The organism is Pseudomonas sp. GL_090, from assembly GCF_057837765.1.
Window position 1 is genome coordinate 1743846 of record NZ_CM174452.1, and the last position, 20836, is coordinate 1764681.

Sequence of the window (20836 nt, forward strand, 5' to 3'; positions counted from 1 at the left end):
TTCCTGCACGTCCCCCTCAAATCGCCATAAAACGAGCGCTCGCGGTCATTCCACCAGCGCCCGGAACGGTAGAAGGTTTAGCCAGAAGGCCTGCAACGCTCAAGAAAGCTGCGCGCAGCCGGGTGAAGAACAAGAGGGGAGACGATGAAGGCAGTTATTTTGGCGGGTGGCCTCGGCACGCGCATCAGTGAAGAGTCGCACCTCAAGCCCAAGCCGATGATCGAGATCGGCGGCAAGCCAATTCTCTGGCACATCATGAAGCAGTATTCCGCCCACGGAATCCACGATTTCGTGATCTGCCTTGGCTACAAGGGTTACGCGATCAAGGACTTCTTCGCCAACTACTTCCTGCACACCTCCGACGTCACCTTCGACATGCGTAACAACCGCATGGACGTGCACCAGAATTACAGCGAGCCGTGGAGCGTCACCCTGATCGACACCGGCGAAGAAACCATGACCGGTGGCCGTCTGCTGCGTGCCGGTCGATACCTGAAGGATGAAGAGGCGTTCTGCTTCACCTACGGCGATGGCGTTTCCGATCTGAACATTCGTCAATTGGTGGACTACCACCGAGCCCATGGCCGTCTGGCAACCGTCACCGCCGTGCAACCGCCCGGTCGTTATGGCGCGCTGGACCGTCACGGTGATCAGGTGCTCGGGTTTACCGAGAAACCGCGTGGCGACGGTGGCTGGATCAATGGCGGATTTTTCGTTCTGTCACCCAAAGTGCTGTCGTATATCGCCGGTGACGGGACGACATGGGAAGCCGAACCCTTGGCGCGCCTGGCCCAGGAAGAACAGTTGAAAGCCTTCGAACACAATGGTTTCTGGCAACCGATGGACACCCTGCGCGACAAGAACCATCTCGAAGCACTGTGGCAGAGCGGGGAGGCCCCATGGAAGCAATGGGCCTGAGTGCGGATTTCTGGCGTGGCAAGCGCGTCCTCGTTACCGGCCATACCGGTTTCAAAGGCAGCTGGCTGACGCTGTGGCTGCAAAGCCTCGGCGCACAAGTCAGCGGTTTTGCCCTTGATCCTTCAACCGGGCCGAGCCTGTTCGAACTGGCGCGTGTCCACGAAGGCATCAACGATCAGCGCGGCGATCTGCGGGATCTCGGTGCCTTGCTGGAGATCATCGCCGAAACCGAGCCTGAGATCGTCCTGCACCTGGCCGCTCAGCCGCTGGTGCGTGAAGGTTATCGCGATCCGCTCGGCACCTATTCCAGCAACGTCATGGGCACGCTCAACTTGCTCGAAGCGATTCGACAGGTCGGCTGTGTGCGTGCCTGCGTGCTGGTGACCACCGACAAGGTCTACGCAAACAAGGAATGGCTGTGGCCGTACCGCGAAGACGAAGCCCTGGGTGGCCACGATCCTTACAGCAGCAGCAAGGCCTGCTGTGAACTGTTGGCGCAGTCTTATGCCGCGTCGTTTTTTCCGGCCGACAAATACGCCGGGCACGGTCTGGCCCTGGCTACCGCGCGTGCCGGCAATGTCTTGGGCGGCGGTGACTTTGCGCCTGAGCGACTGATTCCCGACGTGCTCAGAGCCTGGACGGCAGACGAGCCGGTGACCCTGCGCTACCCGCAAGCCGTGCGCCCGTGGCAGCACGCGCTGGAGCCACTGGCCGGTTATCTGCAATTGGCCGCCGGCCTCTACGAGCAAGGCCCGGAATACGCCGGTGCGTGGAACTTCGGCCCGGGCGAAGCGGACATGTGCAGCGTCGGTGAAGTCGTCGAAATGCTTGCCAATCGCTGGCCACAAGCCCGTGGTCTACGCATCGAGCCGAGTGAATTGCACGAGGCCGGTCTGCTACGTCTGGACAGCAGCCGCGCGCGCCAACGGCTCGGCTGGCAGCCACGCTGGACCTTGCAACAATGCCTGACTCAAACCCTCGACTGGCATCTGGCATGGCAGAACGGCGATGACATGCGTGCCGTGACCCTTGGCCAATTGAACCTGTACCGAGGCGCACTGTGAGCGAGTTTTCCTTGCGCGCGCTACCGCTGGCCGGACTGTTCAGCGTCCAGCACAAGCGCTTCGAAGATCAGCGCGGGCACTTCGCCCGACTGTTCTGCGAGGGCAGCCTGAGTGCGTTTGGCAGCGAATTTCACATACGTCAGATCAACCATTCCCGCACCCGTGAGAAGGGCAGTGTGCGCGGTCTGCATTATCAGAATGCCAATGCGCCGGAAGCCAAACTGATCACCTGCCTGCGCGGTGAAGTGTGGGATGTGGCGGTAGACCTGCGCCCCGAATCCGAGACCTTTTTGCATTGGCACGCCGAGCATCTGAAGGCGGGTGACGGTCGCGGTCTGCTGATTCCGGCGGGGTTCGCCCACGGTTTCCAGACACTGACTGAAGACGCCGAATTGCTTTACCTGCACAGCGCCGATTACGCGCCGGAGCATGAGGGCGGTCTGTCGGTGAACGATCCACGGCTGGCGATTGCCTGGCCGTTGCCTGTCAATAATTTGTCAGCGCGTGATTCCAGCCATCCCGCGCTCGATCAACACTTTGCTGGAGTGCGTCTATGAACTGCCGTGGGTGCGCCGCACCGCTGAGCCTGCCGCTGATCGACCTTGGCACCTCGCCACCGTCCAACGCCTACGTGCATGCCGATCGCCTGGAGCAGGCCGAGCAATGGGTACCGCTGAAGGTCGCCGTGTGCCAGCAATGCTGGCTGGTGCAGACCGAGGATTACACCCGCGCCGACAGCCTGTTCGACGCCGAGTACGCTTATTTCAGTTCGTTCTCCAGCACCTGGCTGGCCCATGCCGAGCGTTATGTCGCCGAAATGGTCGAGCGTTTCGGCCTGACTGCCGACAGCCGCGTGGTCGAAGTCGCTGCCAACGATGGTTATCTGCTGCAATTCGTGGCGGGTCGCGGCATCCCTTGCCTGGGTGTCGAGCCCACTCGCAGCACTGCGCAAGCCGCGCGGGAGAAAGGCCTGGAAATTCGTGAGCTGTTCTTCGGTCGTGAAACTGCCGCGCAGTTGAACAGCGAAGGCTGGGGCGCCGACTTGATGGCCGCCAATAACGTGCTCGCGCATGTGCCGGACATCAATGATTTCCTCGGTGGTTTCGCAACGCTGCTCAAGCCGACCGGCGTGGCCACTTTCGAATTCCCGCAACTACTGACGCTGATGGCCGGCGCGCAGTTCGACACGCTGTATCACGAGCACTATTCCTACCTGTCTTTGACTGCCGTGCAGACCCTGTGCGAACGCAATGGCCTGGAAGTGTTCGACGTCAGCCCATTGAGCACTCATGGCGGATCGCTGCGGGTGTTTGTGCAGCGCAAGGACGGCGAACGTCGCGCGGTACAAGCGAGCGTGCAGCAGCAGTTGCAGGCCGAGCTCGATGCCGGGGTGAAAACCGCCGAGTACTACACGAGCCTCGCGCCCGCCGCTGAGCGCATCAAACATGAACTGCTGCGCTTCCTGTTGCAGGCCAAGGCCGAGGGCAAGCGCGTGGTCGGTTACGGCGCAGCGGCCAAGGGCAACACGCTGCTCAATTACGCCGGGGTCAAACCCGACCTGCTCGCCTGGGTGGCCGACGCCAACCCGCACAAGCAGGGCAAGTTTCTGCCGGGCAGTCGCATCCCGATCGTGGCGCCGGCGCAAATCGACCTGGAAAAACCCGATTACGTGCTGGTGCTGCCCTGGAACCTGCTGCACGAAGTCAGTCAGCAACTGGCGCAAGTGCGTCAATGGGATGGGCGCTTCGTGATCGCCGTGCCTGAGTTGAGCGTACTGTGAGAATTCTGGTTACGGGAGCCACGGGCTTCGTCGGTCGGCATCTGGTCGCTGCGTTGCTGACGCGCGGCTGTGCCGTTCGCGCCGTGGCGCGCAATGCAGACACGGCGCAGGGCATGCCGTGGATAAACGATGTCGAGTTCGTGAGCGCGGATATTCACGCCGCCGATCTCGATGTCAGCGCGCTGACCGATGGCATCGACGCGCTGGCGCATCTGGCCTGGCCGGGGTTGCCGAACTATCGGGCGCTGTTTCATTTTGAACATAACCTGATGGCCGATTACCGCTTTATCAAAGGCGCGGTCGAGGCGGGCGTGAAGCAGGTTCTGGTCACCGGTACTTGCTTCGAGTACGGCATGCAAGGCGGACCGCTCAGCGAAAGTACCGAGCCGCGCCCGAGCAATCCGTACGGTCTGGCCAAACACACGTTGCACCTGTTTTTGCAGAACCTGCAGCAGGAACATCCGTTCACCTTGCAGTGGGCGCGACTGTTCTATCTGCACGGCGAGGGACAGAACCCCAACAGTCTGCTGGCGGCCCTGGACAGTGCGATCGATGCCGGTGAGCAATCGTTCGACATGTCCGCCGGTGAACAGCTACGCGATTTTCTACCGATTGAAACCGCGGCCGGTCACCTCGCCGCAATCGTGCATCAGCGCGATTTCGACGGCGTTATCAATTGCGCCAGTGGTCAACCGGTGTCGGTACGGACGCTGGTCGAACAACGCCTGCGCGAACGCGGCGCGACGCTGAATCTGAACCTTGGCCACTACCCATACCCGAGCCACGAACCGATGGCGTTCTGGGCCGTGACCGAGCGTTTGCAACAGTTATTGGGAGAGCCGCAATGAGGCACGAGTTGTATCGGGTCACCGACCTGCCGGTGTTGCAGAATCGCACTTTTGCCGATGCCGGGTCGGCGCGAGCCTCTGCCAGTGCCGACATGCTGCTGGTGCAGGACGAGCGTAGCGGCCTGGTCTTCAATGCCGCCTTCGACGCCGACAAGCTCAGCTACGACGCTGACTATCAAAACGAGCAGGCACATTCAGGGCAGTTCCAGAAGCACCTGAGCGACGTCGAAGGCATCATCGCCAGGCACTTCAAGGGCCAGGAGCTGATCGAAGTCGGCTGCGGCAAGGGCTACTTTCTTGAACTGCTCAAGGGCCTGGGCTATTCGATCACGGGCATCGATCCGGCTTACGAAGGCGATAACGCCGACGTGATCATAGCGCCGTTCACTCGCGGTCTCGGTCTGGCTGCGCACGCCATCGTCCTGCGGCATGTTCTGGAGCACATTCAGGATCCGGTGAGCTTCCTCGCTGAAATTGCCAACGCCAACCAGGGCGGGCAGGTCTACATCGAAGTGCCGTGCTTCGACTGGATCCTTGAGCATAAAGCCTGGTTCGATCTGTTCTACGAACACGTCAATTATTTCCGCCTCGATGACTTGCGCCGGATGTTCGGCACTGTGCACGAGGCTGGTCACCTGTTCGGTGGCCAATACCTGTACATCGTCGCCGATCTTTCCACGTTGCGCCTGATCCCGGAGCAACCGGTGCCGCGCCTGACGCTGCCGCAGAATTTCACCGCCAGCCTCGACCGCGCGGTGCGGATCGTTCAAGCCGCGCCCGAGCAGGGTTCGGCGATCTGGGGCGCCTCGTCCAAAGGCGTGATCTATTCGCTGTTCCTGCAACGCGCGGGTGTGGCGGTTGATCGAGTGGTGGATATCAACCCGGCCAAGCAGGGACGTTATCTGCCGCTGAGCGGTGCCCGCGTGTCTTCGCCGCAAGAGGCCCTGGACGCGTTGCCCGAAGGCGCCAACCTGTTTGTGATGAACTCCAATTACCTCGAAGAAATCAAGCGGATGACCGGTGGACGCTACGTCTATCACGCCGTTGACAGCGCTTCGTTCCAGTGACCCTTGAGATTTTGACAATGACCGACAACAGCATCAATAAAGCCTTCGAAGCCGAGTGCCGGGAACAGATTGCCCAGCAGGGCGACGACCAGAAACTCACTGGCCTGGCCCGAGATTTCTTCAACGAATCGGCCAGGCACAAGTACAGCTACCACTTCTCGTGGATGGGCCGTCCGATCATCCAGTTGCCACAAGACATGATGGCGATGCAGGAGATCATCTGGCAGGTCAAACCGGACCTGGTCATCGAGTGCGGCATCGCCCACGGTGGTTCGATCATCTACTACGCCTCGTTGCTGGAGCTGCAAGGCCACGGTGAAGTACTGGGCATCGACCTCGACATTCGCCCGCACAACCGCGAGGCGATCGAAAGCCATCCGATGGCCAGGCGCATCAAGATGATCGAAGGTTCCAGCATCGACCCGGCCATCGCGGCTCAAGTTCACGCTGCGGCCAAAGGCAAAAAAGTCATTCTGGTCCTCGACTCCAATCACACCCACGACCACGTACTCGAAGAGTTGCGCCTGTACGCGTCGCTGGTTTCGGTCGACAGCTACTGCGTGGTGATGGACACCGTGGTGGAAGACATGCCGGCCGACTTTTTCCCGGATCGCCCATGGGGCCCGGGCGACAACCCGAAAACCGCGGTATGGAAATACCTGGAAGAGAACAAGGATTTCGAGATCGACCAGCAGTTGCAAAACAAGCTGCTGATCACCGTGGCGCCGGACGGCTATCTGCGTCGCGTTCGTTAATCAAAAACAGTTTCAGGCGTCAGGCGACTGGCCGGTTGCGGGGATAGGAAAATGCAGGTTCAAAGCAGTACGCAAACCAACGTGACACCGCTGAACGAGCTGTTCACGGTGGTGCTGATCACCCACAACCGCAAGGCGTTCCTGCGACGCGCGTTGCAGTACTACAGCAGTTACTCCGCCAAGGTGATGGTGCTGGATTCATCGGTGCAGGGCGATGACAGCATCGCAGGCGATTTTCCTTCGGTCGATTATCGCCATTTACCTGATTACACCTATCTGGGGTTTCAGCAAAAGCTGGCCTATGGGGTCAGCCAGGTTACTACGCCCTACATGGTGCTGGCCGCTGACGACGACTTCATGCTGCACGGTGCATTGACCGACTCAGTCAATTTTCTGGAAGCCAACCCCGATTACGGCATGTGCCATGGCTATTGCCTGATGTACCTCACGCACGCCAACTTCGTGCAGTACTATCGCCGTGACAAGAAGGTGCAAGAGGACTACAACGCCGAGCGTGCGCAGGATCGTATTCTCGACTACATGGGGCAGTACATACCGCCGTTCTATGCAGTGCATCGCACCGCATTGTTGCAGGACTGGTATGCGGCGATGCCGCAAGGCACGATTTTCGAGTGGCAGGAAATCGGCCATGTGTATTACATGCTGGCGCGGGCCAAGGCGCGGATTCTGCCGATTCCGTATGTGGTGCGGGAGGTCAACTATGGCCGCTCGGATCACAACACCGAGATCATTCACGTCCTCAGTTTCAAGGATGCCCGTTCCGTCGCCGAGCGTGAGCGCTTTGCCGGTTTCCTCGCCACGTTGCCAACCGACATCGATGAGCCGAACGCGGAGCAAACCGCAGCCTTTGCCCTGCAGAGTTTCCAGGCGCTGGCGAACAGCCTCGCCACACGCAATGCACTGACGATCGAACCGATCTTCGAGTCCTGGTGGAAAGACCCGACTACCGGGCCGAAACGAGTATTCGGACCCAGGCAATACGTCGAAATGCCGTTCTACAATCAGGCGTTTTTCGATCGGTTGACCGAGTTTGAATTCCTCCTGCATGCGATGCCTGCGGGGCGCTTGCAACTTGAAGAAATGGAAGGTGCATTGCTCAAGCAGCACACGCTGCTGGGCACTTATTCCAATGACACGACCGAGACTATCCAGAACCGCTTGCTGGAAGCCGTGCAGTTGGGGCCGTTCAACCGTCGCGTCGTGCAGAAAATGCATCGGCAGTTGCTGGACATGGGCCAGAACGGTGATGCGCAGGTACTCGCAGACTGGATGGCGCGGCTGGACAGCGTGCCGACCTACGATAGCCGTCAACTGCTCGACAGCACGCGTTCCGGCCAATTGATGAACTGGTTGCAGGCACGTCAGCCGAACGAGACCGCCATCCGCAAGATCAATCAACAGCTGGCGACTGTCGAGGGCGGGCCGCGGTTCGGCATTCTGTTACTGGATCTTGAAGCTGATATGGACAAGCTTCAGGTCACCTTCGACAGCCTGATGGAAAGCGCTTTCCGCGCGTTCAAGGTGGTGGTCTTCACGACAGGGGACCTGCCGGCTGTCACGACCGAACAGAGCACCGTGCATTTCGTCAAAGTCAGCACCGCTAACTACGTCGACAAGCTGAACCAGATCGCCCGGCGCTCGAATGCCGATTGGCTGCTGCTGGCCGAGGCCGGTGACGAGTTCACCCGCAGCGGTTTCCTGCGTGCCAGCCTTGAACTGCAGAACGCCGAAGGTTGCCGTGCAGTGGCCATGGATGAGATCCATCGTCGTCCTGATGGTCAGTTGACTGAAATGTTCCGCTCGGCCTTCAACCTCGATCTGCTGCAAAGCATGCCGTCGCTGACGGCCCGGCATTGGCTGATTCGCCGCGAATTCATGGTCGAGGCCGGAGGCTTTGCCCGCGAGTACAGCGATGCGCTGGAATTCGACCTGCTGTTGCGCCTGATCGAAGCCGGAGGCCTGGCCGGTCTGGCGCATCTGGCCGAGCCGTTGCTGATCACCCCGGCCGTGGCGCCGGCGCCGAGCGAGCATCAACGTCAGGCCCTCGCGCGGCATCTGGCAACCCGCGGTTATCAGGCGCAAGTGAGTGCCGAGGCATTCGGTGGCTTGCGCGTCGATTACCGCCACGCCGAGCGACCGAAAGTGTCGATCATCGTCTGCAGCGATGACAATCAGGAACACCTGCAGCGTTGCCTGGTGAGTGTGTTGCAACGCACGCGTTATCAGAACAACGAGATCATCATTGCCGACAACCACAGCCAGTCGAGTGAGCTTTTGGCCTGGCTGGAAAGCCTCGAGCAAAACGGGCGTGGGCGTATTCGTCTGATCAGGAATGAGCAGCGCCTGAGCGCTTCGGCATTGGTCAATCAAGCTGCCGCTCAGGCTCAAGGCGAATATCTGGTGCTCCTGGCAGCGGACGCCGAAGTGCTCAACGCCAATTGGATCGAAGCCCTGCTGAACCAGGCACAGCGCCCGGAAGTCGGCGTGGTCGGCGCCAAACTGGTGGATCGCGAAGGCTCTGTCACTGGCGCCGGATTCATCCTGGGCCTTGGTGATGGTTTGGCTTCACCGTTCCTCGGCGAGAAAAAGGACGCAACGGGTTACATGCACCGGTTGCTGGTCGAGCAGAATTGTTCGGCGGTCTCCCGCGTATGCCTGATGCTGCGCAAGGAGATTTTCGAGGCCTTGGGTGGACTGGATCAGGAGCATTTCGATGAGGCGTTCGCCGATGTCGACCTGTGCCTGAAAGCCGCGGATGCGGGGCTGTTGACCGTATGGACGCCGCAGGTGCAGATCGTCCACACCGGCACGTTGGCGAACGATGCGCAGGCCATTGCCGCGCTGCAAGACAAGTGGCAAGCGCACTTTGCCCAAGACGTTGCCTACAACCAGAACCTTTCCCTGACCGGCAAGGGCTTCACCCTCGGCCAGGCCTCCAGTATCGACTGGGCGCAGTTGCTCGCCTAAGCCTGACGATCAGGAAACAGGACTCAAGACATGTTCAACGGTCAATCGATTTTCATCTCCGGCGGCACCGGCTCGTTCGGTCGCAACTTCATTCGTCGCTTGCTGGAGCAATACCAGCCCAAGCGCGTGGTGGTGTTCTCGCGCGATGAACTCAAGCAATACGAAATGCAGCAGACGTTCAACGCGCCGTGCATGCGTTACTTCCTCGGTGACGTACGCGATGCCGACCGTTTGCGTCAGGCGATGCGCGGCATCGATTACGTGGTGCACGCGGCCGCGCTGAAGCAAGTGCCGGCGGCGGAATACAACCCGACCGAGTGCATTCGCACCAACGTCAATGGCGCGGAAAACATCATTGCCGCCGCCATCGACAATGGCGTTAAGAAAGTTGTGGCGCTGTCGACCGACAAGGCGGCCAGCCCGATCAACCTGTACGGCGCAACCAAGCTGCTGTCGGACAAACTGTTCGTGGCTGCCAACAACATTGCCGGCGAACAGCAGACCCGTTTTGCCGTGGTGCGCTATGGCAACGTGGCCGGTTCGCGGGGGTCGGTGGTGCCGTTCTTCAGCAAATTGATTGCCGATGGTGCCGAAGAATTACCGATCACCGATGAGCGCATGACACGCTTCTGGATCACCCTCGACCATGGTGTGCAGTTTGTTCTCGACAGCTTTGCACGCATGCACGGTGGTGAAGTATTCGTGCCGAAGATCCCGTCGATCCGCATCGTCGACTTGGCGCGCGGCATGGCCGAGCACCTGCCGCACAAGCACGTCGGGATTCGTCCGGGCGAGAAACTGCACGAGCTGATGGTGCCGCTGGACGATGCGCGGATGACCCTGGAGTTTGCCGATCACTACACCATCCAGCCGTCGATCCGCTTCACCAGCGTCGATGTCGATTTCGCTGTCGACAAACTGGGCGAGCGCGGTCAGCCGGTGGGTGAAGAGTTCGAATACCGGTCCGACACCAACCCGCACTTCCTCTCGGTCGGGCAGATCGCCGCACTGCACGCGAAGCTGTCGAAATGATCCCTTACGGTCGGCAGAATCTCGATCAGGCCGATATCGAAGCCGTGGTCGACGTGCTGAAATCCGACTGGCTGACCCAAGGGCCGACCATCGAGCGTTTCGAACGGGCGATGGCCGAACGTTGCCAGGCGGATTACGCGGTAGCGGTGTGCAACGCCACGGCGGCGCTGCACATTGCCTGTCTGGCGGCCGGTCTCGGCGTGGGTGATCGCTTGTGGACGACGCCGAACACTTTTCTGGCCTCGGCCAACTGCGGTCGTTATTGCGGCGCCGAGGTTGATTTTGTCGATATCGATCCGCTGACCTGGAACCTCGATGCGTTCGCGCTGGCCGCGAAGCTGGAACGGGCCGAGCGCGACGGTACGTTACCGAAGGTTTTAGTGGCGGTGGCGTTCTCCGGGCAAAGCTGTGACATGCGCCGGATCGGCGAACTGGCCGAGCGCTACGACTTCACCGTCATCGAAGATGCTTCGCATGCGGTCGGCGCCTCATATGCCGGTCGTCCTGTGGGCTGTGGTGAATTCGCGGCGATGACCGTGTTCAGTTTTCATCCGGTGAAGATCATCACCAGTGCCGAGGGCGGCATGGTGCTGACCAATCGCGCGGAGCTGGCCGAGCGCTTGCAGCGCTTGCGCAGCCACGGCATGACCCGCGATCCGCAACAGATGAGCGAGCCCAGCCACGGCCCCTGGTATTACCAGCAGGTGGAGTTGGGCTTCAATTACCGGATCACCGATTTGCAAGCCGCGCTCGGGCTGTCGCAGCTTGGCAAGCTGGATGAGTTTGTCGCCCGTCGACGTGAGCTGGCGGCACGCTATGCGCGCTTGCTGGCTTGTCTGCCTGTGACATTGCCGAGCGCACAGTCCGAAGCCGAATCCGCCTGGCATTTGTACGTGGTGCGTTTGCAGAGCGAGCGCATCAACCTCAGCCATCGTCAGGTGTTCGAAGGCTTGCGCGCGGCCGGGGTCGGGGTGAATCTGCACTATATTCCGGTGCACTTGCAGCCTTACTATCAGGACCTGGGTTTTGCCGAGGGAGACTTTCCCGAGGCCGAACGTTATTACGCAGAAGCGATCAGCCTGCCGCTGTTTCCACTGCTGACCGATCAGCAACAGGACTACGTGGTCGAGCAATTGCGACGCTTGGTTCTTGAGGAGTAGGACAAGGTGAGCTGCGTTGCGATCATCCCCGCCCGTGGTGGCAGCAAGCGCATTGCGCGCAAGAACCTGAAGCCGTTCGACGGCGTACCGATAATCGTCCGTTCGATTCGCACTGCGCTGGAGTCGGGATTGTTCGAGCGCGTGGTGGTCAGCACCGACGACGAAGAGATTGCTCGGGTCGCACGAGCGCATGGCGCCGATGTGCCGTTCCTGCGGCCGGCTGAACTTGCCGACGATTTCACCGGTACCGCTGCTGTGATCGTCCACGCCTTGCAGCAGTTGCCGGGCTTCGATTACGCCTGTTGCGTGTACGCCACCGCGCCGCTGTTGCAGGCGCGGTATTTGCGTCAGGGTTTTGATTTGCTGGAGCAGCGTGCGGACAAATCCTTTGCCTTCTCCGTCAGCAGTTTCGGTTTCCCGGTCCAGCGTGCGCTGACCCTCGACGGGCAGGGCGCGCTGACGGCGTTGTACCCGGAATTTCGTAATACCCGCTCGCAGGATCTGCCTGAAGCATTTCAGGATGCCGGTCAGTTCTACTGGGGGCGCAGCGAGGCCTGGTTGCGCGGCGAGGTGCTGTTCTCACCGGCCAGTCTGCCGGTGATCGTGCCGCGGCATCTGGTACAGGATATCGACACGCCAGAAGACTGGACGCGCGCCGAGTATCTGTACGCCGCACTCAAGGCGGGCGGAGAACTTTCATGAGAGTGCTGATTCGTGCCGACGCCTCGCCGACCATCGGCAGCGGCCACATCGCTCGTTGCCTTACGTTGGCGCGGGTGTTGCGCAAGCAGGGCAGTCATGTGGCGTTTGCCTGTCGGCGCTTGCCGGGACATCGGCTCGACGCCTTGCAGGCCGAAGGTTTTGAGACGTTCGCGCTGCCCGAGCGCTATGTCGATGAAGACCCACAGCAGACTATCGAAGCGATGCTGCCTTGGCAGGCCGACATCGCAGCGCTAGCCCAATTGCTTGAGGAGCACGCGGGGTTCGACTGGATCATCGTCGACCACTATGGCCTCGATCATCACTGGCAAACGGCGGCCCGGCGCTGGGCACCACGGATTGCCGCGGTGGATGATCTGGGGACCCGGCGCTACAGCGTCGATCTGCTGCTCAATCAGAACTTGTCGGGCCTGACCGAGAATTACCCACCACTGCTGCCTGAAGGTTGCCGCACGCTGCTCGGCCCGCGCTACGCCATGTTGCGTGAAGAGTTCAGTTGCCCGGCCATCGCGATCAAACCCAGGGCGCAGCGGGTGCTGGTGAACTTCGGTGGTTTCGACGCGGCAATGCAGACCCATCACGCCATGTTGGCGCTGGCCGATTTTGCAGCGCTGGAGGTGGACTTTGTCGCCGGTGCCGATAACCCGGCATGGGCGCAGATGCAGGCACTGGCCGAGACTCGGCCGAACTGGCATCTGCACAGTTTTGTCAGCGATTTTTATCAGCGCATGAGCGCGGCCGATCTGTTTATCGGCGCGGGTGGCGGTACCAGTTGGGAGCGCGCGGCCATGGGCCTGCCGACGATTTGTATCGCCGTGTCGAACAACCAGCAGGCCAACGGCGAAGTGATGGCGGCAGCGGGAGCGCATGTGTTCATGGGCGCTCGCGAGCAGGTCAGCGTCGAGCAATTGCGCCAGGCCATCGGCTTTGTCGCCGAGAATTTTTATTTGCGTCAGAGCCTCGCCGATCGTTCGCGGCGGTTGGTCGATGGTGGCGGGGCGCTTCGCGTCGCGGTAGCGCTGGCCGGTGCCATGCTCAACCTGCGCGTGGCGACTACGCAAGATGCTCAGCTGTTGTTCGAGGGGCGCAATGCCAAGGCCGTGCGGCGCTGGTCGAAGGATCAAGGCTTGATCGACTGGGCGCAACACCTGAACTGGTTGAACGCAAGTTTGCGCAACCCGCAGCGTCTGCTGTTGATTGCCGAGGCCGATGACGGTCCGGTGGGGGTCTTGCGTTATGACCTGCGCGGGCTCGAAGCCGAAGTGTCGATTTATCTGCTTGAGGGGCGTTTCGGGCTTGGCTGGGGCAGGGCGTTGCTGGCGCGCGGCGAGTCGTTCGTCAGTGAATACTGGCCGCAACTGACGACCATTACGGCCCAGGTGCTGCCCGCCAATCACCCCTCATTGAATGTTTTTCGAGACGCCGGGTTCACTCAAGGTGCCTGCGCGTTCACCCGTGTTTTGAAGGAACATCCGCATGCCTAGTTTCAAGATCGGCAACCGCCTGATCGGTGCCGACGCGCCGCCGTTCATCATTGCCGAGATGAGCGGCAACCATAACCAGTCGCTGGACGTTGCCCTGCAAATCGTCGAAGCGGCGGCCAGGGCCGGCGCGCATGCCTTGAAACTGCAAACCTATACAGCCGAGACCATGACTCTGGATATTGCTGAAGGTGAGTTCTTCATCAAGGATCCGGGCAGTCTGTGGGCGGGCAGCTCGCTCTACGATTTGTATGAAAAGGCCTATACGCCGTGGGAATGGCATGCGCCGATTTTCGCCCGGGCCAAAGAGCTGGGGATGCTGGCCTTCTCGACGCCGTTCGATGACACGGCGGTGGATTTCCTCGAAAGCCTCGATGTGCCGGCCTACAAGATCGCCAGTTTCGAAAATACGGATTTGCCGTTGATCCGCCGTGTGGCCTCCACCGGCAAACCGCTGATCATCTCCACCGGCATGGCCAGCATCGCCGAGCTTGATGAAACCGTGCGCGCGGCCCGCGAGGCCGGTTGCAAGGATCTGGTGCTGCTCAAATGCACCAGTACTTATCCGGCGACCCCACTCAACAGCAACGTGCGCACGATCCCGCATCTGCGCGAATTGTTCGGTTGTGAAGTGGGACTGTCCGACCACTCCATGGGCGTTGGCGTGTCCGTCGCCGCTGTGGCGCTCGGCGCGACCGTGGTGGAAAAACACTTCACCCTCGACCGCGCGGCCGGCGGGGTGGATGCCGGTTTCTCGCTGGAACCTGAGGAAATGGCCAGTCTGGTGCTCGAGACCGAACGCGCCTGGCAGGCCATGGGGCAGGTGCAATACGGCCCCACCGAGGCCGAGCGCAAGTCGCTGGTGTTTCGCCGTTCGTTGTACGTCACCGCTGACATGGCCGCCGGTGAGCTGTTTACCGAGGACAATCTGCGCGCCATTCGTCCGGGTCTCGGTTTGCCGCCCAAGCATACCGACGCGCTGCTCGGGCGCCGCGCTCGGGCCCCGATCAAGCGCGGCACGCCGCTGGACTGGTCATTGGTTGAATGACCCGATATGCAACCGATTCGGCAAAATAGCGTGACCTGCGAGTCATAACGCGCATCTTCACTGTATTGTATTGATCGGGGAGATGGCGCCTGGTCCTTTATTGGATCCAGTGATAGCCCTTTGCGCTCCCCATGGCTGTCCGTTGTGGCGGCCGTTTTCTGTTTGTCGGCGCCCCTCGAATCCTTGCGAGCGGTGGTCTTGGGCTGTTTTTTATTGGGAAGCCGTAATGATTGGCATAAAAAGCATTGCGAGCTACGTTCCTGTAGCCGGCGTGGACAATTACGCACAAGGTGCAAAATTCGAGAAGGATGAAGAATTCATCCTCGGCAAGATCGGTTCGGCATTCCTGCCGCGCAAAGATGCTGAACAGGAAACCTCCGATCTGTGCGTGGAAGCGGCCAATGCGCTGTTTGCCAACAACCCTGAGCTGAAGCGTGAATCGATCGACGCACTGATCGTCGTCACCCAGAACGGTGACGAAGAAGGCCTGCCGCACACCGCGGCGATCGTGCAGGACAAACTCGGTCTGCCGACCAATGTCGCTGCGTTCGATATTTCCCTGGGCTGCTCCGGTTACGTTTACGGCATCTACGCGATCAAGGGCTTCATGGAAGCCGCTGGCCTGAAAAACGGCCTGCTGATTACCGCTGACCCCTATTCGAAGATCGTCGACCCGGAAGATCGCAACACCACCATGCTCTTCGGCGATGCCGCTACCGCGACCTGGATGGGCGAAGATCCGTCCTGGGCGCTGGGCAAGGCCAAGTTCGGCACCGACGGTTCTGGAGCGCCGCACCTGAAAGTCACCGATGGCGTGTTCTTCATGAACGGCCGTCAGGTGTTCAACTTCGCGCTGCTCAAAGTACCGGCACACTTGCACGAATTGCTCAACGACTCAGGCCTCAAGGCCGATGACATCGATGCGTTCTGCATTCACCAGGGCAGTGCGGCGATAGTCGATGCCGTGGCGCGGCGCTTCGAAGGCGAGCCGGAGAAGTTCATCAAGGACATGGTCGAGACGGGTAATACCGTGTCGTCGAGTGTTCCGCTGCTGCTGGAAAAACACGTGCTCGATTCTGACTGGAAGCGCATCGCGATCAGCGGTTTTGGCGTAGGTTTGTCCTGGGGTTCGGCGATCATCTACCGTCCCTGAGCAAGCTCCTTATCGGTAAATCGCGGCACAAAATAGCGCTCAAGGTGTAACCTTGAGCGCTATTTTTTTGCCCGAATTTTCACGAGGCGCCATGAGCGAGTTTTTTCAATCGAATGCCGACGTTATCCAGCGTCGCTGGCCTCTGGTGGCTGCCCGCCTGTTGGCGGAAGATCCGTCATCGCTGCAGGCTGATCTGGTGGAAGGGCTGGGTTCGACGTTGAGCATCAACGGCATTCAACTGACCAGCCGCCATGACCGGACGCGCGAGGCGCAAATCCAGGCGGCGAGCCTGGCGCAGAACAGTCGGGTGCTGCACGTCTATGGCACCGGGCTGGGCGATCTGCAACTGGAACTGTTGCAGCGTCCGCAGCTCAAGCAATTGCACGTGCATCTGCTCAACGGTGCGGTGTTTGCGTTGGTTCTGCAGTTGCTCGATCAACAGCCGTGGCTCAACGATCCGCGCATCGAATTGCATTACGCCGGCGATCTTGCGGAAATCTGCCTGCCGTTTTTCGCGTTGCCCTCGGAGTTGGTATTGGCCGACAACTACAACGCCAAGATCCGTGATCGGCTGATCAGCGAAACCCACCTGAGCTTCAACAATCGCGAGTTCGACCCGCAATCACCGGAATGCGTCGAGCGTCTGCAAGCCAGCAAGACGCTGCTGCAGGGTGATGGCGATGTAGCTGAGCTGTTTGGCTCGCAGACTGGACGCGATGTTTTCGTGATTGCCACGGGGCCGAGCCTGGAGCTGCACTTCGAGCGCCTGCGAGCCATTCGCGAGCAAGCCGAGCGGCCGTTGTTCATTTGTGTCGATACGGCGTATCGCCCGTTGCTGGAACACGGCATTCGTCCAGACTTTGTGGTCACCATCGATCAGCGCATTTCGGCCCGGCATCTGCCGCCGACGGACACTGCTTCAATAGCGCTGATCTATATGCCCATGGTTGATCCGCAGGTGCTCGAGGACTGGCAAGGCGTGCGCTACGCCGCTTACTCGGCCAGTCCGATCTATCAAGCGATTCGCCAGCAACTGCCTCGCGGCGAACTGTATGTCGGTGGCAGTGTGATTCATCCGGCGGTGGATCTGGCGGTGAAAATGGGTGCGGCGCAGATCACTCTGTTCGGCGCCGACTTTGCTTTTCCTGGCGACAAGACCCATGCCGGTTGGGGCGACGGTGATCTGGGGCCGCAACTGGTCGCAGCCAAACACTGGGTGCTCGATGGCCATGGACAGCGAATCAAGACCCAGCTCAACTTTCGCAGTTATCTGTGCGAACTGGAGCGCTACATCGCCAGGCATCCGCAGGTGCGTTTCCATAACACCAGCCGGGCAGGAGCGATGATTGCCGGAACGGCGTTTGATCCGGAGTGGGCGGTATGAGCATGAGCGATTCGTTTGTTGTCAGGGCGCGCGAGTGCGCCGTCCTGTTTCGCCTGGGGCGGGACGTGGAGGCCGAGGGCGTGATGATCGATCTTGTGACTGATATACAGCCGTCATTCGACAAGGCATCGCAGCAAAGTCAGCAGCAGTGGTTGCAGGTGCTTGCTCAGATGCTGCAATGCCAGGAAACCCAGAATTGGTTGGCGTTGGCCGACTATCTGGAATACGAGCTGGTACAGGTGGTGACTGACAATCTGTCCATTTGAACAATTTTGCTCTGTCGCGGCTGTCAGGAGGGCATTGTTCTGAGTGAGTGGCGAATTCCTGACGCCATTTATTCGCTGTCGAGCGGTCGCCAAGACCTTGATTTACGGGGGGGTGGCCACCTGATGGCAAAAATTTTCGAAATTCTGCTAAAGCAACCTGCGTTGGCGACGATAACTATTACGAAGGTTCTCTAGGCCATACCGGGCGGTTGCCAGGGCCGGAAGCCGTAGTACCCAACCAACGAGGAATTCGTCATGGCTTTAACAGTAAACACCAACACTACTTCCCTGGGTGTTCAGAAGAACCTGAACCGTGCGTCCGACGCACTGTCGACCTCGATGTCCCGTCTGTCCTCCGGCCTGAAAATCAACAGCGCTAAAGACGACGCCGCTGGCCTGCAGATCGCTACCCGCATGACTTCGCAAATCCGTGGTCAGACCATGGCTATCAAAAACGCCAACGACGGTGTTTCGATCGCTCAGACCGCTGAAGGCGCTCTGCAAGAGTCGAGCAACATTCTGCAACGTATGCGTGAAATCTCGCTGCAATCGCGAAACGACTCGAACGGTACTGCTGACCGTACCGCTCTGGACAAAGAATTCCAACAGTCCGTTGCTGAATTGACCCGTATCGCTCAATCGACCAACCTGAACGGTAAGGCTCTGATCGACGGTACTGCTGGTGCGATGGAGTTCCAGGTAGGTTCGAACACAACTTCCGACAACCAGATCACTCTGACCCTGTCGACCAGCTTCGACGCCAGCGCCCTGGGCATGACCGGTCTGGTCATCTCTGGTGTGGACAACGCTACCAACCACACCAACGTTGATGCTTCGATCTCGGCAATCGATGCTGCCCTGGCAAACATCAACGCCACTCGCGCTGACCTGGGTGCTGCTCAGAACCGTTTCTCGACCACCATCTCCAACCTGCAGAACATCAACGAAAACGCCAGCGCTGCACTGAGCCGCGTACAAGATACCGACTTCGCTGCTGAAACTGCACAGCTGACCAAGCAGCAGACTCTGCAACAAGCTTCCACCGCAGTTCTGGCCCAGGCCAACCAACTGCCATCCGCTGTACTGAAACTGCTTCAGTAATAGCCGATGAGTTTTGGCGGGGGAGTGCGCTTGCGTGCTCTCTCGCTTTTTCACTTTGAGAGGTGATGGACATGGATATGAGCGTCAAGCTGAACTTGTCTTATCCTGCGGCACAGCAGGCGACGACTGTTGCCGACAAGCCTGCGCAGAAGCCTCGAGCGGAAACTGCGCAAGTGGTAGCCGTCAAGGAAGAAAGTAAAAGCGCAAAAACCGAACAGGAAAAACTGAAGATGGCCGTTGAGGAAATCGAAAAGTTCGTACAGTCGGTCAAGCGTAACTTGGAGTTTTCGATTGATGAGCCTTCAGGCAAAGTAGTGGTCAAGGTAATTGCCGGCGACTCCGGTGAGGTGGTCCGCCAGATCCCCAACGAAGAAGTCCTGAAACTGGCAAACAGTTTGAATGATGCAAGCAGCCTGTTGTTCAGCGCAAAAGTCTGACAGCTGGCACGAATTTTGTTGCTATGTTCTTTTGGGCGTTGTAGTGGTCAAAAGGCCGGCGACACACTGAAGGGAGCTCAACATGGCAAGTCCAATTCTACCGGGTCTGGGTTTAGGCTCTGGCCTCGATACCACCGCCATCGTCAAAGCATTGGTGGATGCCGATAAGGCCGCCAAACAGAATCAGATCACTCGTCAGACGGCTACCAACACTTCGCAGATCTCCGCGATTGGTAGCCTCAAAAGTGTCCTGGCGAACTTTCAGGCGGCGATCAAGAATCTGGGCGATACCAAAAATCCGCAATTCCTGGGTTTCACTGCGACGTCCGCCGATCCAAAAGTGCTGACAGCGGTAGCCAGCAATACGGCCGTCAACGGTACGTATTCGATCAAGGTCACCAACCTTGCGACCTCCTCCAAAGTGGCGACTGCCGCTTTTGTTGGTGGCGTCACCAGCTCTATTCCTGAAGGTACGCTGAATATCACGCAAAATGGCGTCAGCCGTCCCGTGACCATTCCGGCGGGCGCAACGTTGCAATCGGTGCGTGATGCGATCAACACCCAGCAGGGCGCCAACGGCTTCAGCGCCAACATCGTGACCGACCAGTACGGTTCGCGTCTGGTGATGGGTTCGACGACGACCGGTGCCGGTTCCGATATCACCCTCAGTGGTATTGCAGGCCTGGAAATCACCGCTGGCCAGAAAATGGACACGCCGCCGACGGCGACCTCGGCCGGTGCCATCGGTGAGTTCGCGATGGATGCGAGCTTCAGCGTGGATGGCCTCGCGCTGACCAGCAAGAGCAACACGGTCGATAAGGCGATCTCCGGCTTGACCCTTAATCTGGTCGCCGGTGGTAATGCAACCACAACGGTAACAGTGGGCCCGAACAGCGATGGCTTGAAAAAATCCATTCAGACGTTCGTGGATGCTTACAACCAGGTCGTGACCAGCGTGAATGCCTTGACCAAGCCAACTCTGGATGACGACGGCAAACCGACCGTTGCGGCAGCGTTGACCGGTGACCCTCTGGCGCGCGGTATTCTGGCGTCGATTCGTGAGCCTCTGGCCACGACGGGTGCGGGTGACAAACTCACGGTTCTGTCGCAGTTGGGTATTACCACCAACCAGAAGACCGGTGCGCTGGATTTTGACAGTGCCAAGTTTACAACCGCCATGGGTGCGCAGCAGCTCGGTGGTGAGGTTCAGAAGCTGTTCCTGGGCGACCCGGCAGCAACCGGTGCCGCCTCCAAAGGCTTGCTGGATCGTATGAACGATGCCATCACGCCTTATACCGTCACCGGCAAGGACGGCATCCTGGATGCGCGCTCGACCAACCTGGCCAAGGCCAAGACCAATCTGTCCAACCAACAGGTCGCGCTGGATCGTCGGGTTGAAACGCTGACTGCCGTGTTGACCAAAAAGTACAACGACATGGACACCCTGGTCGGAAAGCTGAAGGCCACTGCCAGCAACATTACTTCGATGTTCGAAGCGATCTCGGCGCAGCAGAAGAACAGCTGATAACGCGGTAAACGCCAAAAGCCCGGCGACGTTTTCGGCGTTCCGGGCTTTTTGCATTTGCATCTAAAGTTTTTTGACGCGTCGTCGATATGCTGGTTATACGAACCAA

At 59.6% G+C, this 20836-nt stretch carries 19 protein-coding genes; all 19 read left to right on the plus strand.

The genetic code is table 11. The annotated features are described in order from the left end of the window. Positions 1–144 precede the first annotated feature (144 nt). The 19 genes from rfbF (at position 145) to fliD (ending at position 20727) form a co-directional block, all read left to right on the plus strand. Entirely contained in the window at positions 145–918 is a 774-nt protein-coding gene (rfbF, locus tag AC3ITA_RS07670) for a glucose-1-phosphate cytidylyltransferase (RefSeq protein WP_008052842.1), read from the plus strand. Next, the gene (rfbG, locus tag AC3ITA_RS07675) at positions 900–1982 is read left to right on the plus strand and encodes a CDP-glucose 4,6-dehydratase (RefSeq protein ID WP_095946236.1); all 1083 of its coding nucleotides are present in this window, start codon (positions 900–902) and stop codon (positions 1980–1982) included. The genes rfbF and rfbG overlap by 19 nt, the downstream gene beginning before the upstream one ends. After that, positions 1979–2539 (plus strand): dTDP-4-dehydrorhamnose 3,5-epimerase family protein, encoded by a 561-nt coding sequence (locus tag AC3ITA_RS07680; protein WP_095946235.1) that lies wholly within the window; start codon positions 1979–1981, stop codon positions 2537–2539. Before rfbG ends, AC3ITA_RS07680 begins: the two co-directional genes overlap by 4 nt. Continuing rightward, positions 2536–3762: a class I SAM-dependent methyltransferase gene (locus tag AC3ITA_RS07685; RefSeq protein ID WP_150673923.1), complete on the plus strand. Its 1227-nt coding sequence runs from the start codon at positions 2536–2538 to the stop codon at positions 3760–3762. The genes AC3ITA_RS07680 and AC3ITA_RS07685 overlap by 4 nt, the downstream gene beginning before the upstream one ends. Further along, positions 3759–4610: an NAD-dependent epimerase/dehydratase family protein gene (locus AC3ITA_RS07690; RefSeq protein WP_150673922.1), complete on the plus strand. Its 852-nt coding sequence runs from the start codon at positions 3759–3761 to the stop codon at positions 4608–4610. The genes AC3ITA_RS07685 and AC3ITA_RS07690 overlap by 4 nt, the downstream gene beginning before the upstream one ends. After that, complete coding sequence (locus AC3ITA_RS07695) at positions 4607–5677, plus strand: class I SAM-dependent methyltransferase (RefSeq protein ID WP_150673921.1); 1071 nt, start codon at positions 4607–4609, stop codon at positions 5675–5677. Before AC3ITA_RS07690 ends, AC3ITA_RS07695 begins: the two co-directional genes overlap by 4 nt. Positions 5678–5694: 17 nt before the next feature. Continuing rightward, positions 5695–6432, plus strand: a complete 738-nt coding sequence (locus AC3ITA_RS07700) for a cephalosporin hydroxylase family protein (protein WP_489279920.1) — start codon at positions 5695–5697, stop codon at positions 6430–6432. 51 nt (positions 6433–6483) lie between these two features. Beyond that, complete coding sequence (locus AC3ITA_RS07705; protein WP_489279921.1) at positions 6484–9420, plus strand: glycosyltransferase family 2 protein; 2937 nt, start codon at positions 6484–6486, stop codon at positions 9418–9420. 30 nt (positions 9421–9450) lie between these two features. Beyond that, positions 9451–10452: a UDP-N-acetylglucosamine 4,6-dehydratase (inverting) gene (pseB, locus tag AC3ITA_RS07710; protein WP_095946229.1), complete on the plus strand. Its 1002-nt coding sequence runs from the start codon at positions 9451–9453 to the stop codon at positions 10450–10452. Beyond that, positions 10449–11612 (plus strand): UDP-4-amino-4,6-dideoxy-N-acetyl-beta-L-altrosamine transaminase, encoded by a 1164-nt coding sequence (gene pseC / locus AC3ITA_RS07715; RefSeq protein WP_414929289.1) that lies wholly within the window; start codon positions 10449–10451, stop codon positions 11610–11612. Before pseB ends, pseC begins: the two co-directional genes overlap by 4 nt. A 6-nt stretch (positions 11613–11618) precedes the next feature. Further along, on the plus strand, positions 11619–12314 hold the full coding sequence (gene pseF, locus AC3ITA_RS07720) for a pseudaminic acid cytidylyltransferase (RefSeq protein ID WP_095946227.1): 696 nt from the start codon (positions 11619–11621) through the stop codon (positions 12312–12314). Continuing rightward, positions 12311–13816, plus strand: a complete 1506-nt coding sequence (gene pseG / locus AC3ITA_RS07725; protein ID WP_489279923.1) for a UDP-2,4-diacetamido-2,4,6-trideoxy-beta-L-altropyranose hydrolase — start codon at positions 12311–12313, stop codon at positions 13814–13816. The genes pseF and pseG overlap by 4 nt, the downstream gene beginning before the upstream one ends. Further along, the gene (gene pseI, locus AC3ITA_RS07730; protein WP_489279925.1) at positions 13809–14861 is read left to right on the plus strand and encodes a pseudaminic acid synthase; all 1053 of its coding nucleotides are present in this window, start codon (positions 13809–13811) and stop codon (positions 14859–14861) included. Before pseG ends, pseI begins: the two co-directional genes overlap by 8 nt. A gap of 226 nt (positions 14862–15087) precedes the next feature. Next, positions 15088–16014, plus strand: a complete 927-nt coding sequence (locus tag AC3ITA_RS07735; RefSeq protein ID WP_095946224.1) for a ketoacyl-ACP synthase III — start codon at positions 15088–15090, stop codon at positions 16012–16014. A 91-nt stretch (positions 16015–16105) separates the two neighbouring features. Further along, positions 16106–17398 (plus strand): motility associated factor glycosyltransferase family protein, encoded by a 1293-nt coding sequence (locus tag AC3ITA_RS07740; RefSeq protein WP_095944087.1) that lies wholly within the window; start codon positions 16106–16108, stop codon positions 17396–17398. Beyond that, entirely contained in the window at positions 17395–17664 is a 270-nt protein-coding gene (locus AC3ITA_RS07745) for a hypothetical protein (RefSeq protein WP_095944086.1), read from the plus strand. Before AC3ITA_RS07740 ends, AC3ITA_RS07745 begins: the two co-directional genes overlap by 4 nt. A gap of 255 nt (positions 17665–17919) precedes the next feature. Next, complete coding sequence (locus AC3ITA_RS07750; protein WP_008052859.1) at positions 17920–18765, plus strand: flagellin domain-containing protein; 846 nt, start codon at positions 17920–17922, stop codon at positions 18763–18765. A 71-nt stretch (positions 18766–18836) separates the two neighbouring features. Beyond that, positions 18837–19202: a flagellar protein FlaG gene (locus AC3ITA_RS07755; RefSeq protein WP_095944091.1), complete on the plus strand. Its 366-nt coding sequence runs from the start codon at positions 18837–18839 to the stop codon at positions 19200–19202. Between the two features lie 82 nt (positions 19203–19284). After that, complete coding sequence (gene fliD / locus AC3ITA_RS07760) at positions 19285–20727, plus strand: flagellar filament capping protein FliD (protein ID WP_095944085.1); 1443 nt, start codon at positions 19285–19287, stop codon at positions 20725–20727. The last annotated feature ends 109 nt before the right edge of the window (positions 20728–20836 follow it).

Bases quoted from the DNA above. Each gene is read 5' to 3' on its own strand.
- pseG (WP_489279923.1), top strand. From the start codon at position 12,311: ATGAGAGTGCTGATTCGTGCCGACGCCTCGCCGACCATCGGCAGCGGC.
- AC3ITA_RS07750 (WP_008052859.1), top strand. From the start codon at position 17,920: ATGGCTTTAACAGTAAACACCAACACTACTTCCCTGGGTGTTCAGAAG.
- pseI (WP_489279925.1), top strand. From the start codon at position 13,809: ATGCCTAGTTTCAAGATCGGCAACCGCCTGATCGGTGCCGACGCGCCG.
- AC3ITA_RS07755 (WP_095944091.1), top strand. From the start codon at position 18,837: ATGGATATGAGCGTCAAGCTGAACTTGTCTTATCCTGCGGCACAGCAG.
- AC3ITA_RS07740 (WP_095944087.1), top strand. From the start codon at position 16,106: ATGAGCGAGTTTTTTCAATCGAATGCCGACGTTATCCAGCGTCGCTGG.
- AC3ITA_RS07745 (WP_095944086.1), top strand. From the start codon at position 17,395: ATGAGCATGAGCGATTCGTTTGTTGTCAGGGCGCGCGAGTGCGCCGTC.
- AC3ITA_RS07735 (WP_095946224.1), top strand. From the start codon at position 15,088: ATGATTGGCATAAAAAGCATTGCGAGCTACGTTCCTGTAGCCGGCGTG.
- AC3ITA_RS07695 (WP_150673921.1), top strand. From the start codon at position 4,607: ATGAGGCACGAGTTGTATCGGGTCACCGACCTGCCGGTGTTGCAGAAT.
- fliD (WP_095944085.1), top strand. From the start codon at position 19,285: ATGGCAAGTCCAATTCTACCGGGTCTGGGTTTAGGCTCTGGCCTCGAT.
- rfbG (WP_095946236.1), top strand. From the start codon at position 900: ATGGAAGCAATGGGCCTGAGTGCGGATTTCTGGCGTGGCAAGCGCGTC.
- AC3ITA_RS07685 (WP_150673923.1), top strand. From the start codon at position 2,536: ATGAACTGCCGTGGGTGCGCCGCACCGCTGAGCCTGCCGCTGATCGAC.
- AC3ITA_RS07705 (WP_489279921.1), top strand. From the start codon at position 6,484: ATGCAGGTTCAAAGCAGTACGCAAACCAACGTGACACCGCTGAACGAG.
- rfbF (WP_008052842.1), top strand. From the start codon at position 145: ATGAAGGCAGTTATTTTGGCGGGTGGCCTCGGCACGCGCATCAGTGAA.
- AC3ITA_RS07700 (WP_489279920.1), top strand. From the start codon at position 5,695: ATGACCGACAACAGCATCAATAAAGCCTTCGAAGCCGAGTGCCGGGAA.
- pseC (WP_414929289.1), top strand. From the start codon at position 10,449: ATGATCCCTTACGGTCGGCAGAATCTCGATCAGGCCGATATCGAAGCC.
- pseB (WP_095946229.1), top strand. From the start codon at position 9,451: ATGTTCAACGGTCAATCGATTTTCATCTCCGGCGGCACCGGCTCGTTC.